This is a genomic window from Streptomyces sp. NPDC055078 (assembly GCF_053607985.1).
On record NZ_JBSGUP010000008.1, the window covers coordinates 1 to 14,774 of the forward strand.

At 69.7% G+C, this 14,774-nt stretch carries 13 protein-coding genes and 2 pseudogenes; 11 read left to right on the top strand and 4 right to left on the bottom strand.

Features of this window, described 5'->3' with window-relative positions; translation table 11 throughout:
* Positions 1-502 precede the first annotated feature (502 nt).
* The 11 genes and pseudogenes from ACWF94_RS01555 to ACWF94_RS01605 form a co-directional block, all read left to right on the top strand.
* Positions 503-1,246, top strand: coding sequence for an SDR family oxidoreductase (locus ACWF94_RS01555; RefSeq protein ID WP_453483648.1), 744 nt, complete (start codon positions 503-505; stop codon positions 1,244-1,246).
* Positions 1,247-1,458: 212 nt separating this feature from the next.
* The gene (locus ACWF94_RS01560; RefSeq protein WP_453483600.1) at positions 1,459-1,971 is read left to right on the top strand and encodes a MarR family winged helix-turn-helix transcriptional regulator; all 513 of its coding nucleotides are present in this window, start codon (positions 1,459-1,461) and stop codon (positions 1,969-1,971) included.
* Between the two features lie 878 nt (positions 1,972-2,849).
* On the top strand, positions 2,850-3,773 hold the full coding sequence (locus ACWF94_RS01565) for a VOC family protein (RefSeq protein WP_453483601.1): 924 nt from the start codon (positions 2,850-2,852) through the stop codon (positions 3,771-3,773).
* 20 nt (positions 3,774-3,793) lie between these two features.
* Positions 3,794-4,576 (top strand): aspartate dehydrogenase domain-containing protein, encoded by a 783-nt coding sequence (locus tag ACWF94_RS01570; RefSeq protein WP_453483603.1) that lies wholly within the window; start codon positions 3,794-3,796, stop codon positions 4,574-4,576.
* A gap of 39 nt (positions 4,577-4,615) precedes the next feature.
* A pseudogene (locus tag ACWF94_RS01575) lies at positions 4,616-5,299 on the top strand (alpha/beta fold hydrolase); the annotation flags it as partial.
* A gap of 99 nt (positions 5,300-5,398) precedes the next feature.
* On the top strand, positions 5,399-5,905 hold the full coding sequence (locus ACWF94_RS01580) for a cupin domain-containing protein (RefSeq protein WP_453483650.1): 507 nt from the start codon (positions 5,399-5,401) through the stop codon (positions 5,903-5,905).
* Positions 5,906-5,911: 6 nt separating this feature from the next.
* The gene (locus ACWF94_RS01585) at positions 5,912-6,712 is read left to right on the top strand and encodes an SDR family oxidoreductase (RefSeq protein ID WP_453483605.1); all 801 of its coding nucleotides are present in this window, start codon (positions 5,912-5,914) and stop codon (positions 6,710-6,712) included.
* Positions 6,713-6,747: 35 nt separating this feature from the next.
* Positions 6,748-8,403, top strand: a complete 1,656-nt coding sequence (locus ACWF94_RS01590) for a thiamine pyrophosphate-binding protein (protein ID WP_453483607.1) — start codon at positions 6,748-6,750, stop codon at positions 8,401-8,403.
* Positions 8,400-9,896: an aldehyde dehydrogenase gene (locus tag ACWF94_RS01595; RefSeq protein ID WP_453483609.1), complete on the top strand. Its 1,497-nt coding sequence runs from the start codon at positions 8,400-8,402 to the stop codon at positions 9,894-9,896. The genes ACWF94_RS01590 and ACWF94_RS01595 overlap by 4 nt, the downstream gene beginning before the upstream one ends.
* 15 nt (positions 9,897-9,911) lie before the next feature.
* A complete protein-coding gene (locus ACWF94_RS01600; RefSeq protein ID WP_453483611.1) occupies positions 9,912-11,036 on the top strand; it encodes an FAD-dependent monooxygenase in 1,125 nt (374 codons plus the stop codon).
* A gap of 628 nt (positions 11,037-11,664) precedes the next feature.
* Positions 11,665-11,760 (top strand): annotated as a pseudogene (locus ACWF94_RS01605) (NUDIX domain-containing protein); the annotation flags it as partial.
* A gap of 68 nt (positions 11,761-11,828) precedes the next feature.
* Here the strand turns inward: ACWF94_RS01605 and ACWF94_RS01610 are convergent.
* The 4 genes from ACWF94_RS01610 to ACWF94_RS01625 all read right to left on the bottom strand — a co-directional run bounded on the left by ACWF94_RS01610 (position 11,829) and on the right by ACWF94_RS01625 (position 14,743).
* Positions 11,829-12,767: a restriction endonuclease gene (locus ACWF94_RS01610; protein ID WP_453483613.1), complete on the bottom strand. Its 939-nt coding sequence runs from the start codon at positions 12,765-12,767 to the stop codon at positions 11,829-11,831.
* A gap of 225 nt (positions 12,768-12,992) precedes the next feature.
* Positions 12,993-13,625: a DUF6000 family protein gene (locus ACWF94_RS01615; RefSeq protein ID WP_453483615.1), complete on the bottom strand. Its 633-nt coding sequence runs from the start codon at positions 13,623-13,625 to the stop codon at positions 12,993-12,995.
* 3 nt (positions 13,626-13,628) lie between these two features.
* On the bottom strand, positions 13,629-14,360 hold the full coding sequence (locus tag ACWF94_RS01620; RefSeq protein WP_453483617.1) for a HEAT repeat domain-containing protein: 732 nt from the start codon (positions 14,358-14,360) through the stop codon (positions 13,629-13,631).
* On the bottom strand, positions 14,357-14,743 hold the full coding sequence (locus tag ACWF94_RS01625; RefSeq protein ID WP_453483618.1) for a CPCC family cysteine-rich protein: 387 nt from the start codon (positions 14,741-14,743) through the stop codon (positions 14,357-14,359). Before ACWF94_RS01625 ends, ACWF94_RS01620 begins: the two co-directional genes overlap by 4 nt.
* Between the last annotated feature and the right edge of the window lie 31 nt (positions 14,744-14,774).

A 14,774-nucleotide genomic window follows, 5' to 3' on the forward strand; every position in this document is an offset into this window, starting at 1 on the left:
GGACCCGTGGGCCCTTCGTGGTCTCGGGTTCCCGCGGCCGGGCGGCAAGGCGTTCCGCGCTGTTTCCGCCGACGGTCGCGGCCTGTTGCCCGGTCGGGTGGTGACGGCCCGCTGTCTGCCGGTCTGTGGGAGCCGGAGCGGAACACCGCCCGGTCACCGGGGTTGCCGAAGCACCCGCCCGCGCCTCGCCCCGACCGGGGGCAGGGACGCAGGGCGAGGCACGCCGGACCGGTATGGGCGCGGCGGCGGACTCTCTACGTGACTTCCGGTACGGCCGGTGGGTCGCACATGATCCGCCGGTTATCACCATGCGCCCGGTGAACCGTCACTGTCGGCAACCCTCCAGATCGTACATCTTAGCTGTAAGGTATTTTTCGGTTGAGGATCGAGGCCAAGAGGAGGCCACGTGAAGAGCGATGAGTCGGCACCGCTGACCGACCTGGCGGCGGCTGGCGTTGGAGCCGAGCGGCCTGAGACGCGCGTCGACACCCTGCCGGGCGGGCTGACGGGTCTCACCTTCGTCGTCACCGGTGCTGCGCGCGGACTCGGTGCGGCCATAGCCCAGGACATCGGCAGTCGAGGCGGCACCGTGCGCCTGGCCGACATTCTCGTCGAGGAGGGGGAGGAGGTCGCGCGATCCCTGCGGGCGCAGGGCATCGACGCGAGGTTCGACTATCTGGACGTCTCCTCCGAGCACTCCGTGGCGGCGTGGGCGCGGCGACTCCTGGCAGGGGATGCTCCGGCGGGGCTGGTCAACAACGCGGCCCTGGCTGCCGGGGTCGGCGGGCACTTGGTGCACGAGATACCGGTCGAATCCTGGGACGCCGTACTGGGGGTCAACCTGCGCGGGACCTGGCTGGTGACGCGGGCCCTGGTGCCCGCGATGATCGAGCTGGGTGGCGGGCGCATTGTGAATCTCGGTTCGGACGCGTCCCACAACGGCTCCGAGCGCTTGGCGCACTACATCGCCTCCAAGGGCGGAGTGGCGGCGCTGACCCGGGCGATGGCCAGCGACCTCGGACGTCTGGGGATCACCGTCAACACCGTCTCGCCGGGGCTGACGCTCACCGAAGGCGCCTCCCACGTTCCGGACCGTCGCCATGAACTGTACGCAGAACGCCGCGCCCTCCAGCGTGCCCAAGTGCCCACCGATGTCACCGGTCTGGTCGCGTTCCTGCTGGGCCCCGAAGGGGCCTACCTGACCGGTCAGGAACTCGTGGTCAATGGCGGCTTCGTCTATCACTAGTCGCTGGGACCGTGATTCCCGTGGCGGCATTGCCGCGCGCCCCGGCCGTCTGAGCATCGGTGAGCCCCGGGAAGCTCATCCACGGCTACGGTCGCGAGTTCGATCGGCGACGTCACCCATCCGGTCGAGTGGTGTTGGATTGCGGGCGACGGGCAGAACCAAGTCCCGGAAGTCGAAGCAGTAGCCGTGAGCAGAGTGCGAGGAGCCGGATCGTGACGGATGGGATGAAGAGCGACGCAGTCGACCTCATGCTCGCTCAATGGCGCCGCGAGCGCCCGGACATCGACTCCTCGCCGCTCGCAGTGCTGGGACGGCTCCACCGCAGCTACAACCTGTACCAGGGGCACATCGGCAGAGTCTTCGAGAAGCACGGCCTCAGCATGGCCGCTTTCGGCGTGCTGGCCGCCCTGCGCAGACAGGGCGACCCCTATGGCTGCACGGCCGGCCGCCTCGCCGAGCTCAACTTGGTGACGACCGGCGGCATCACACAGGCCGTGGACAAGCTGGTCAGGGCGGGCCTCGTCAGACGGGAGCGCGACGAATCGGATCGGCGCGTCATCACGGTGAAACTCACCACGGGCGGGCTGGACCTGCTGAACGAGGTCGCCACCGAGCACTTCGAGCGAGAGGGCGAGTTGCTCGCCGGTCTGTCCGCGACCGACCGGAAGCTGCTGGCCGACCTGCTCAAGAAGCTCGAAACCTCGCTGAAGAGCTTCCCCGGCTAGAACCCGCGGTTCGGACCGGCCCGGCGAGGAAGCGCCGCCGGCCACAGTCGGGCCGATTCGAACGACAGCCCCTGCCCCACCCACGAGCCGCCCCGACCGGAAATCTGACCACCCTCGATGTCTTGTCAGGGACTGGAACGCCTGATTATCTTAGAGCTAAGATGACTAGGAAGGGATGCCGGATGGGTGGCGTGCAGGCTGGATCACGACCGGTCGCCACCGGTGTCGGCCTCCATGGCCGAGGTGCCGCGCGAGCTGCGGTCCAGCGCGTCGGAGCGAGGTGGTCGTGCAGCATGCCGGAGAGGGGCGGGAGGTCCGGTTCGAGCGCTTCCGGGGCCGTACGGCCGACGTGGCCGGAAGTGCCGGCGACCCGCGGTTCGGCGTGGTGTGCGGGCGCACCGGACGGCGAGTCGCCGTCGAAACGGGGGTGCGGTCCCTGCCGCGGCCCAATGCGGACGCTCTAACCGATGAGTCCGGTCCGTTCGAGGCGGTCCAGGCGCAGAATGATGCCCGCCGGGCTGAGCGGGGACTCGGCGGCGAGCTTGGTTCCGGGCGGTCGGTAGGGCGCACCGACCGCCGCAGCGCCACCGGCATGTCGAACGAGGCCGGCTTGAGGCCGTAGGCGTCGAACCCCTTGCCGATGAGCGCCTGGTGTCGCAGGTGGACGCGGTGGGCCTGGCCGAACAGCGCGATGGGTCACCGGTCGAGGGCGGGACGTTGTGCACGCCACTGCTGAACGAACCGGTCGACGTCGTGAGGCGGGTCCCGGGGTGTGAGCGGAGCGTAGGCGGACCTTCGCAGATCTCATTGCTCTAAGCATCTTGACTTCGAATCTCTGAGTACTTAATGATTTAGCGCTAAGATAATTGGAGGTAGTCATGGACCAGCCGGTCGTGCGTTTGCACTCACTGCGCTCGGTGCAGCTGCGGGTGCCCGATGTCGCCGCCTGTACGGACTTCTACTCGGAGGTGTGGGGCCTTTCGGTCGTCGAACGCGACTCCGATGACGCCTGGCTGCGCGGCACCGGCGCGAACCACCATGTCCTCCAGCTCTCCCGGACGGAACAGAACGCGCTCGGACGCATCAGCTTCGCCGTCCGCACCCGGGCCGAGGTCGACGAGGCGGGCCGTCGGCTCGTCGCCAAGGGGGTGCCGCTGCTGCGCGAGCCGGGTCCGCTGGACGCCGTGGGAGCCGGGTACGGCCTGGAGCTCGCCGACCCCGAGGGCCGCCGGATCGAGCTGAGCTGCGACGTCCATTCCGTCACCCCGCAGAGCCGCGACCGGGCAGTGCCGACCGGCGTCACCCACGTCGTGCTCAACACCGTGGACATCGACGCGGCGGTCACCTTCTACACCGAGGTGCTCGGCATGCGGGTGTCGGACTGGTCGGAGCACCAGATGGCGTTCCTGCGCTGCAACACCGACCACCACAGCATCGCCTTCAACCAGGCCGCGTGGACCTCGGTCAACCACGTGGCGTACGAGATGCCGTCGATGGACCACTTCATGCGGGGCATCGGCTCGCTGAGGCACCACGGGGTCACCCCGCTGTGGGGCCCCGGGCGGCACGGCCCGGGCAACAACACCTTCTCCTACTTCGCCGACCCCGCAGGTCTTGTCTGCGAGTACACCTCGGACGTCGCCCAGATCGTCGAGGACCAGTGGCTGTGCCGGGTCTGGCGCCGGGTGCCGGAACTGTCCGACCTGTGGGGGACCGCAGGCCCGCCTTCGCGCCAGGTGCGCGAACACATGTCCGGGGTCGAGGACCGCGGCGTGTTCGCCGGAACGGAGAAGGCCCGGTGACCCGCCCCGGAGGAGAACCGGTGCGTGCCGCAGTGATCGGTGCCGGAGCGATCGGGCGCGCGGTGATCGGCGCGCTCGAAGCCGGCCGACTGCCCGGAGTCGAGCCGGTCGGCTTCGTCAACGACCGCAGGACGGGCGACCTCGGCCTGCCGCAGATCAGCCTCGCCGCCGCGATGGAACGTGCCGACGTGATCGTCGAATGCGCGGGCCAGACCGTGATCGCCCAGTCCGGCGCGACCATCCTGGACCACGGGGTCGACCTCCTGGTCACCTCGGTCGGTGCCCTCTGCGACCCCGGAGTCGCAGAGGGACTCGACAAGGCGGGCCCGGGACGCTACCTGATCACCTCGGGTGCCGTCGGCGGAGCGGACATCCTCACGGCCGCGGCGGCCCAGGCACCGTTCGACAAGGTCAGCGTCACCACCACCAAGCTGCCCGCGACCCTGGTCCAGCCCTGGATGGACGACGACGCCGCCGACCGGCTGCGCCGTACCGCCGAACCGGTCGAGATCTTCCGGGGCGACGCTGCAAGGGCCACCCGCCTCTTCCCCCGCTCGCTCAACGTCGCGGCGACGGTCGGCTGGGCCGTCGGCGACATCGGCCTGGTCGAGGTACGGCTCCTCGCCGACCCGGGAGCCGCCCTGACCCGCCACATCATCGAGGCCGAAGGCCCCTGCGGCAGCTACCGGTTCGAGATCGGCAACCTGCCGTCCGTGACGAACCCGCGCACCAGCGGCGTGGTCCCGCACGCGGTCCTCCGCTCGCTCGGGGTGCTGGTCGGGCAACCCAAAGGGGTGGTCTGAATGGTCTCCGCCCACCGGACGGCCGGCACCGGCCCGGGAATGCTGCTCCTGCACGGTATCGGCTCCTCGTCGGCCTCCTTCGCTCTCCAACTGGAAGCACTCTCAGGTGAGTTCACCCTTGTCGCCTGGGACGCGCCGGGGTACGCGGCCTCACCGGATCCGACGGGACCCGTCGGACTGGACGGGTACGTCACCGCCGCGATCGCCGTCGCCCGCACCGCGCTGGACCACGGCCCGTTCCACGTCGTCGGCGTCTCCTGGGGCGGGGTGATCGCGCTCCGGCTCGCCGCCTCCCACCCGGAGCTGGTGCGGTCCCTGACCGTCATCGGTGCCAGCCTCGGCTCGGGCACCGACGCCGCACGGGCCGAGCAGATGCGCTCCCGGGCCGCCGAGCTGCGACGACTCGGCCCGCAGGCGTTCGCCCGCAAGCGGGCGCCACGGCTCCTCGCACCCGATGCCCCAGCCGGACTCGTCGCCACCGCAACCACCGCGATGGCCGAAGCGATCCGGCTGCCGGGCTACGCGGAGGCCGCCGAAGCCATGGCCTCGGCCGACCTCACCGCCGACCTGCCCCGGATCACCGCGCCGACGCTCGTTCTCGCCGGCGAGCACGACACCGTCACCGGGCTCGACCGCGCCTGGGAGATCGCCGCCGGTATCAGCGGCGCCGTGCTCGCCGCCGTCCCCGGCGCAGGCCACCTCGCCAACCAGGAGCAGCCCGAGCTGGTCAACGACTGGCTGCGCCGGACCGCCCTCGCGGCCGGTCCTCCGGCCCCGCCCCGAGACCCCCACGCCCCCGTCACACCCAAGGAAGGAAAAGACATGACCCTCCGATACGAGGACGCCGAACTCGCGGCCTTCACCGACTCCCTCATCCTCAGCAGGGCAACCCGCCACGAGGACTGGGACACCCTCGGATTCCAGGCCAAGGCAGGGGCTCAGTTCGCCCGCGCCCAGATCCGATACGTCGGCTCCGGCGCCACCGGCAACCACGAGAACGACCACCGCACCATCGCCTCGAGCGGCTTCACCTTCTCCAACATGCTGCTGCCCCCCGGCGCCGAGGGCCCCGAACACACGCACCACGACGCCGAAGAGGCGTTCTTCGTACTCGAAGGCGAGGTCGAGGTCGGCATCCACCGCGACGGAAAGGTCGAGAAGCGCACCCTCGGCTACCGCGACATGATCGTCGTCCCCGCCGGCGTCCCGCGCAGCCTGAAGAACAACGGCGACACCGACGCACTCTTCTGCGTCATCATCGGCGCTCAGAAGCCGCAGGTCCCCACCTACCCCGAGACGTCCGCCATGCACGGCGTCACCCGGGACTGACCCGCCGTGGACCTGCTGCTGAACGACCGCACCTACCTCGTCACCGGCGGAAGCTCCGGCGTCGGCGCGGCCACCGTGGCCCTGCTGCTCGCCGAGGGCGCCCGGGTCGTCACCTGCGGACGCCGTGCCGACGTCCTCGCGAAGGCCGCGGACCGGCTCGCCGAAGAGGCAGGGGCACCCCGCGAGAGGGTTCTGGCCCTGCCCTGCGACGTCCGGGACGCCGACGCCGTCGCGGGGCTGGTGGCCGCCTCCACCGAGCGGTTCGGCGGCCTCGACGGCGTCGTCAACAACGCCGGCCAGTCCCGGATGGCCGGGCTCGACACCGCCGGACCCACCGAGTTCCGCGACGAGCTGGACCTCAAGTTCAGCAGCGTCCTCCATGTGCTCGCCGGGACCCTGCCCTGGCTCGAACGGTCGCCGGTGGCCTCGGTGGTCAATGTGAACGCGGTACTGGCCAAGCAGCCCGAACCCCGACTCGTGACCACCTCGGCCGCCCGCGCCGGACTGCTCAACCTGTCCAAGTCGATGGCGATCGAGTACGCCTCGCGGGGCATCCGGGTCAACTCGGTCTGCCTCGGGCTCATCGACACCGGGCAGTGGCGCCGCCGCCACACCGAGAGCGGGAGCGGCACCCCCTTTGCGGAGTGGGAGCGCGAACTGGCCGACGACCGGGGCATCGCCCTCGGCCGGTTCGGCACCGCCGACGAAGTCGCCGCGGCGATCGGCTTCCTCCTCTCGCCCAGGTCCTCGTACGTGACCGGAGCGGCCCTCGACGTGTGCGGCGGCGTGTCGCGCGGACTCTTCTGACCCATCCCGCACGCCCAGCAAAGGAGCAAGAAATCATGACAGGTCAAACCGGGCGCAACGGCGGCGACCTCCTCGTCGACGTGCTCCGGCGCCACGGCGTGGACACCGTCTTCGGGATCATCAGCGTGCACAACCTGCCCCTGGTGGAAGCCGTCGACCGCGAGCTGCGCTTCGTGCCCGTCAGGCACGAGGCGACCGCGGTCAACGCCGCCGACGGCTACGCACGGGCCCGGGGCGGCCTGGGCTGCGCGCTCACCAGCACCGGTACCGGCGCCGGCAACGCGGCCGGCTCCCTCGTGGAGGCGCTCAGCGCGGGCAGCTCCGTCCTGCATGTCACCGGCCAGGTGGACACGCCATACCTCGGCTCCGGGCGCGGCTTCATCCACGAGACCAAGGACCAGCTCGGGATGCTGACGGCGGTCTCCCGGCACGCTGTCACCATCACGGACACCGACAGCGCCGGAGCCGTCCTGGAGGAGGCCGTCGCGCGGTCCCTCGCCGTGCCCGGCGGACCCTCCTCGGTGGAGTGGCCCATCGACCTCCAGTACGCCGCCCACCCGGGCCTCGGCCCGGCCTCCGGCGCACCCGCCCCGGGCGACGCGCCCGACCGGGACGCGCTCGCCGCCGCCGCCCGCCTCCTCGCCGCCGCCGAACGGCCGGTGATCTGGGCCGGCGGTGGCGTCGCGAACGCGGGCCCGGCACTGCGCACCGTCGTCGAACAGCTCGGCGCCGGGCTGTTCACCAGCAACTCGGGCCGCGGCGCCGTCCCCGAGGACCACCCCCTGTGCGTCGGCAACTACGCGACATCCCCCGACGGCCGGGCCCTCCTCGCCGAAGCGGACGTCCTGCTCAGCGTCGGCACGCACTTCCGCTCCAACGAGACGGCCGACTACACCCTCACCATGCCTTCCACACACGTTCAGGTCGACCTCGACCCGGCCGCGATCGGCCGCGTGTACCCGGTCGCCCACGGACTGGTCGCCGACGCGGGTGCGTTCCTGACCGGGCTCGCCGCCGAACTCGTGGCGCTCGGCGCGGCCCCGCGCGAGCCCTGGGCCACCTGGGTCCGTGGAATCCGCAAGGACGTCCGAGCACAGCAGCGTGCCGGGCTCGGCGACCACACCGCTTTCCCCGACGCGCTCCGGAAGGTCCTCCCGCGCCGGGCCGTGATCGCCCGAGACGTCACCATCGCCTCCAGTTCGTGGGGCAACCGGCTGCTGGAGATCCACGACCCCCGGGACAACGTCTTCCCGCGCGGCGGCGGCATCGGACAGGGCCTCGGGATGGCCATCGGAGCCGCCGTCGGACGACCGGACGAGCCCACCGTGTGCATAGCGGGCGACGGTGGCCTCGCGGTGCATTTCGGCGAACTGATGACGCTGGCCCAGGAGGCCCCCTGGCTGGTGCTGCTGATCTTCAACGACGGCGGCTACGGGGTGCTCCGCAACATGCAGGACGGACTCGGCCGAGCCCGGTCCGGAGTCGACCTGGTCACCCCCGACTACTCGGCCGTGTGCCGTGCCCTTGACCTGCACCACACACGTGTGGACGACCCGGCATCCGTGGCGGTCGTCCTCAACGACGCGGTCGGGCTGCGCCGCCCCGCCGTCGTCGAGATCGACCTGGCGGCCTACCCGCCGATGCCCACGCCCTTCACCCCGCCCGTCCACGTACCGGGAGCCCCGTCATGACCGCGCCCGCCACCGTTCCGGAAAGGCTCGCTCCGCCCGGCCGCATCCTCGTCGGCGGAGAATGGACCGAAGGCCGCGGAGCCGAACTCACCACCACCGACCCCGCCGACGGCAGCATCCTCGCCGCCTTCGCGGGCGCGGCCCCCGAGGACGTCGACGAAGCCGTCCGGCTCGGCGACGCCGCCCGCGCCGAACGGTCCTGGCGCGACCTGCTCCCGCACCGGCGGGCCCGCCACCTCGCCCGCACCGCAGACCTCATCGAGGCCCGTGCCGAACAGCTCGCACTGCTCCAGAGCCACGACAACGGCAAACCGATCACCGAGACCCGCGCCCTGGTCGCGAGCGCCGCCGGCACCTTCCGGTACATGGCCGCCGTACTGGAGACCCAGGAGGGCGCGATCCCCCCGTCCCGCGGCGACCACCTCGCCTTCTCGGTCCACGAACCGATCGGCGTCGTCGGCGCGATCACCCCCTGGAACAGCCCGATCGCCTCCGACGCCCAGAAGATCGCGCCAGCCCTCGCGGCCGGCAATGCGGTGGTGCTCAAACCCGCCGCCTGGACCCCGCTGCTGGCCCTGGAACTCGGCGCGCTGCTCCTGGAGGCCGGATTCCCCCCGGGCCTGATCAGCGTGCTCCCCGGCCCCGGCGCAACCGTCGGACAGCGCCTGGTCGAGCACCCCGGCGTCGGCCACCTCTCCTTCACCGGCGGCACCGACACCGGACGGCGGCTCGCCGCGACCGCCGCCGGCCTGCTCAAGACCACTTCACTCGAACTCGGCGGCAAGTCCCCGACGATCGTGCTCCCCGACGCCGACCTGGACCTCGCGGTCAGCGGCATCCTCTACGGGATCTTCAGCTCCCAGGGCCAGTCCTGCATCGCCGGCTCCCGCCTCTTCGTCCACGACGACGTGTACGAGGAGGTTGTCGGACGCATCGCCGAACGCGCGGACCGGCTCCGGGTCGGCCACCCCCGGGCCGAGGACACCCAGCTCGGGCCGTTGGTCACCGCCTCGCACCGGTCCTCGGTGGAGGAGTACATCGCAGCCGGCCTCGCCGAGGGCGGCACCCTGCGGGCCGGTGGTGGACGCCCCGACTCCGAGCACCTCGCCGCCGGGAACTACCTCCGCCCGACCGTGCTGGACGGTCTCGCTTCCGACGCCCGGGTGGTACGGGAGGAGATCTTCGGGCCGGTCCTGGTGGCCCTTCGGTTCCGCGACGAGGACGAGGTGGTCGCGGCGGCCAACGACTCACCCTACGGCCTGGCCTGCGGGATCTGGACCCGCGACTTCCCCCGCGCCTGGAGGCTCGGCCGCGCGATCGACGCCGGCACCGTCTGGGTCAACACCTACAAGCAGCTCTCCGTCGCCACACCGTTCGGGGGGGTCAAGGACAGCGGCTCGACCCGTGAGAAGGGCATCGGCGCCGTCCGCGCGTACCAGCGGCAGAAGAGCATCTACCTCGGCACCGGCGGCCCGCTCGCCTGGGCCGACTGAGAGCGGGAGCAAATGATGAGTACGCACGTCGGCATCGTCGGAGGCGGTATCGGAGGACTCGCCGCCGCCATTGCCCTGCGGGCCCGGGGCCACCGGGTCACGGTCTTCGAGCAGGCTTCGGCGTTCGGCCGGGTCGGGGCGGACATCAACCTCACCCCGAACGCCGTACGGGCACTGGACCGTCTGGGCGTGAGTGAAGCGCTGCGCGAGACCGCAGCCCGCCCCAGTCACCGGATCAGCCGCACCTGGGACAGCGGTGAGGAGACCTCGCGGCTGGAGATGGGCGAATCCGCGGAGCGGAGGTACGGGGCACCGCAGCTGACCATCCACCGGGCGGACCTGCTCGCCGCCCTGGAGGCCGCCCTGGGCCCGGAGGTGATCCGCCTGGGACACCGGCTCACCGCGCTGGAGCAGGGTCAGGGCCCAGGCGTCCGGCTGTCGTTCGCGAATGGATCGTCGGCCGAGGTGGACGCCGTGGTGGGAGCCGACGGCATCCACTCGATGGTGCGGACCGCCCTCTTCGGACGGGAGAGCCCGGAGTTCACCGGTGTGGTCGCATACCGGGCCGTCGTCCCCACCGACCGGCTGGATCTGCCCGACCTGGGCACCTTCACCAAGTGGTGGGGACCCGACCCCGAGACACAGATCGTGACCTTCCCGCTCAACCGGGGGCGTGACACCTTCGTCTTTGCGACGACCCGGCAGGACAGCTGGACCGAGGAGTCCTGGACCTCGCCGGGCGATGTGGTCGAGCTGCGCTCCCTGTACGAGCACTTCCATCCCGAGGCGCGCGCCCTGCTCGACGCCTGCGACTCGGTGCTCAAATCGGCGCTCTACGTAAGGGACCCCCTGCCCCGCTGGTCCGTCGGCCGCGCCACACTGCTCGGAGACGCCGCCCACCCGATGATGCCGTTCATGGCCCAGGGCGCCGGCATGGCCATCGAGGACGCCGTCGTCCTCGCCTGCGCCGTCGCGAATCAGCCGGGCGATGGCGCCGCGGCCCTCGCGGTCTACGAGTCCGCACGGCTTGCGCGGGCCAGCAGAGTCCAGCTCGGCTCGCGCGGAAACACCTGGCTGAAGTCCGCCGAGGACGCCGACTGGGTCTACGGCTACGACGCGTGGAACGCCCTGCCGGCCTGAGCCTGCGCAGTGATCCGAACGCGGCCGGACGGCATCCCGGGCGGTCGGCTGGGGTTCTTTGAGACCGAACCGTGTCGGAGCTGCGGGAGATCTGGTCGAGCCGACCAGCTGAGGCAAGGATGCATTTGCACTGAAGAAGCCTTCGGCCAGACGCTTGCGCCTAGATATCTTAGTTCTAAGGTTCTGTGGAGTGGGCAACGCGATCGGGACGGGAAGTGGAAATCCGCTGCCCCGCGCAATGACGAGGCTTGCCGGCGAACCATCTCGTCGCGCGGGTTCACGCAAAAGTGGCCCGATCCCGTTGATGTGACCGCACAGACCCGCGGCCAATCGAAATCCGTGACGTGGGAACGCGAACGGCTGGCTACGATCTCTCTGGGAGGCCGAAAGTGACCATCAGAGTCGTCACGTTCAACACCCTGTTCGGCGGTCATGGCGACTTCGGGCTCGGCGCCGGTGACCGATGGCGCGGCAGGTCAGGTTCCTCAAGGGCCTTGAGGCGACATCCTGGCGGTGCAGGAGTGCAATTTCTGGGACCTCCTCGGCAATCGGCGTATGCACCAAACCGTCAACGCCCTCGACATGGGCAGCGCCTATCTCGCGTACGCCAACACGACCACCGGCGGTCAATGCCATCCCCGACGCCTTTGTCGACACAACTGCCAGTGCTCTCCATCAGTACCTGCACGGCAGTTCTCAGGTGTCACTTAACGGGTGGCGTTAGTTGCGCACCCTGAGTTTGGGTGCAGGGCCTTCCGTCGACTCCGGCTTGACGGCGACGGGCTGTTTCGGCTATTCGCCCGGGAACATCGTGGCTGGAAAGTAGCAGCTTCCGGTCTCATTTGCGTGACGCTTCTTGCGCCGCAAAAGTTCGTCGAGCGTGAGGCGCCCGTCGAGAACGTAGAAGAAATCGAGCCCCTCCATCGTCAGGAACGGCGTACTCTCCCTGTAGGCTTCTCGGGCTCCGCTGGTGAATCCATTTACGCTGATAAAGATTCCAAGCGAATTTTTCCCCTTTCGCCTCACCTTTTCATTGAAGCTGTAGAGGTGGTGGGGCTGGATCGCCTCCTGCCACCACTTGGCTTCAACGATGTAGTCGTCCGTGTCGAAGGTGAGCGAGCCGTCGATTTGCTCGTACTTCAGGCTGTATGACAGGCGCGGTTCCATGTCGAACAGCCTGAAGACGTCATTCAGGAAAGGCTCGAAGAGCCTGCCTGCCTTCTGGCGATTATCCATGCGCTCCAGTTCGAGGAAGCGTTCTTTAAGAGCGGCAAGCTTAGCTTCAAAGCCATGCTGGGCCTCCACTACAGCGCGGTACGTGAGAAGCTCATCATCGAACTGCGACTGTTGCTCGTGGGCAACGCGCTGGCGGTCCACCAGCCCCCTGAGATGGTCGACTGCTTCCCTTGCTTCGGCGATCAGCGATTCGGCGCTCTCGTGCCGTTTCAGTGCAGGGAAGCTCGTCAGTTGAGAAACCTCCGCCATCATCCGAAGTGAAAGGTCGCGGTATTGGCGTTCATTTGCCATCAACCGGTCCACGAACTCATCTGCGGTGGCCCATTTGTAGCCGCTGAAGTCCATGTGGGCCAGCAGTGAAGGGTGGTCCGTGGCCCACAAGCGGATGAATCGTTCGAGGTCACGCTTGTACCAGAAGATCGACTTAAGCGCGCCGGCCAGAGCTCCGTAGGCGGCTGGGCTGATCGGCTGCGCTGGTTTCGGCGTGCTCGTCATCCCTCGTCCGATCTCCCAGTCTCTGTGTGGGCTGCTAACGCCTGGTCAGATGATGCTACAGAGGGGAGTCGGGTGCTCACCTGCCTTCGCGTCGGATTGCTGCGTCCTACGCGGCAGTGAGTCGGATGTCGTACTGCAGCTCACTGGCTACCTCTTCATGTGCCGCACTTGCGGCCGGTACATGGCATGCGCGGACTTCACGTACCGGCAGTCAGGCAGCTGCGGCTACGTCCGGGTCCAGCCGTTGGCGAAGTCGCAGTGGAGGTCCGTCCAGCGGCGAAGCTCGACGGGGGTGTAAGCGGGATGGTCGCGGAGGTGGGTCAGGGCGTTGACCCATTGGTCCCAGAGGCCGCCGGGCTGGGTGAAGCGGTCGGCGTGGTGGGTGCCGAGGTGAGCATCGAGGCGGAGGAGGGCGCCGAGTGCTGCGGGTTGGTCGTAGCGGAGGTCGGTGCAGGGGAGATAGCGGTCCAGGTAGGAGGCGAGGATCTCGGCGTCCGCGTGGGTGCCGAAGCGGGCCAGGGCGAAGCAGTAGGCGCTGCCGGAGAAGCAGAACTCGCTGGCCAGGAGCAGGTCGCCGATGCGTTCGCGGAACGTGGCGCGTCGGCCTACGCCGATCAACCAGCCGGCGGTGAGGCGTGAGCGCCACTCGTAGCCGAGGAGGGCCTCCAGCTCGGCGTCGGTGATCGTGGCTGCGTCGTCGATGAGGTGATGAGTGAAGCGTTCGGTGTGTGGCCACCCGGGCCGCAGGACGCGACCGTTTTTCAGGTCGAAGTAGCGCGCGCGGCCCGAGTCCTTCCTCGTCACGTAGCGCTCTATCACGTAGCCGTAGCCGATCTCCTCGGGGTGCTGGAACGGCATAGGTCACCTCTCCGGGTACAGGTCGGTACGGTCGATCCAGGTGGGGGCGACGAAGATGTTGCTGCCGGTGGGGGCTTCGGAGGCTCCCAGCAGGGACCAGGTGCGGGACTCCTCGACCAGGTGCTCCCAGGGCGCGGTCCAGCCGAGTTCCCAGTCCAGGCCAGGGCCGGAGACGCCGTACGTGCCGCCGACGTCCACCCGCCAGAACTGGGAGTAGAGGATCACCTGGGCATGGTCGGCGAGGTCATTGATGATCTCGGTGAAGTGGGCCGTGGGCCAGCCAGGGGCATCATCTGCGGCGGTGGCCCGCAGGCGCGTGGTGAGTGGGGGGACGACAGGGATACGGGCGTCGAGTTCGGTCAGGGCCCAGCGGATGCGTTCCGACTCGCTCCAGTCCGGTGGCGTCGCCCGTTCCAGGCAGGCGTGGTAGGCGCGGCGCAGGGGCTCGATGGCGCCGTCGATCCTCAGGCTCGCCAGGGCCATCGCCGCCCATTCCCGGACGGTCGGGTTGTCGCTGTCCAGCAGGCCGACGAGAGCGGGGCCGCAACGGGGATCGCCCACCTCCTCGAAGACCTCGATGGCGGTCAGCTGACCGAAGCCGCCGAGGGAAGGCAGGCCGTTGATGACGGCGGGTATGGCGTCGGCGCCGATCCAGATCAGCTCCGCGCGGGCGTCGTAGGACTCGTCGGCCTGGCCGTCGAGCTGCTGGACGAGTGTCTCGATGTGGGAGGTCATGACGCGGAGTGGTCCCGGCGCCAGAAGGTGGGCAGCCACCAGCAGAGCACCGAGCGGTCCTCGGGCCACGGGGCGCGGTCCTCGGCCGCCCAGTCCTCGAAGGAGTCGCGTGTCAGGTCGATGGGGCGCCAGGCGGGGTTGAGCGGCTCGTCCTCGGCCGGTGGGCGGACGTACCGGCGGCCGTGCTGGTCGCAGGTGCCGAAGTCCTGGTAGTCGCGCTGGGCCTCGATCAGGGAGACCTTGTTCACCCCGCCGGCCATAGTCGGCCAGCGGAACTGGACCCCGTCGTCCTCCCAGAAGCACACGGGGCAGATCTCGTACGAGCCGGGCGTCGCGCCGAGTACGCGGTGCCCGCAGCACGGGCAGGGGTAGGAGTCGCTCACCCGCGCAGTCTCGTCGCAGATCTCGCCGGGG

What these genes read in the sequence shown, in the direction of transcription:
- ACWF94_RS01580 (WP_453483650.1), top strand. Translation starts at nt 5,399, where the DNA reads ATGACCCTCCGATACGAGGACGCCGAACTCGCGGCCTTCACCGACTCC.
- ACWF94_RS01620 (WP_453483617.1), bottom strand. Translation starts at nt 14,360, where the DNA reads ATGACCTCCCACATCGAGACACTCGTCCAGCAGCTCGACGGCCAGGCC.
- ACWF94_RS01600 (WP_453483611.1), top strand. Translation starts at nt 9,912, where the DNA reads ATGAGTACGCACGTCGGCATCGTCGGAGGCGGTATCGGAGGACTCGCC.
- ACWF94_RS01590 (WP_453483607.1), top strand. Translation starts at nt 6,748, where the DNA reads ATGACAGGTCAAACCGGGCGCAACGGCGGCGACCTCCTCGTCGACGTG.
- ACWF94_RS01565 (WP_453483601.1), top strand. Translation starts at nt 2,850, where the DNA reads ATGGACCAGCCGGTCGTGCGTTTGCACTCACTGCGCTCGGTGCAGCTG.
- ACWF94_RS01595 (WP_453483609.1), top strand. Translation starts at nt 8,400, where the DNA reads ATGACCGCGCCCGCCACCGTTCCGGAAAGGCTCGCTCCGCCCGGCCGC.
- ACWF94_RS01610 (WP_453483613.1), bottom strand. Translation starts at nt 12,767, where the DNA reads ATGACGAGCACGCCGAAACCAGCGCAGCCGATCAGCCCAGCCGCCTAC.
- ACWF94_RS01615 (WP_453483615.1), bottom strand. Translation starts at nt 13,625, where the DNA reads ATGCCGTTCCAGCACCCCGAGGAGATCGGCTACGGCTACGTGATAGAG.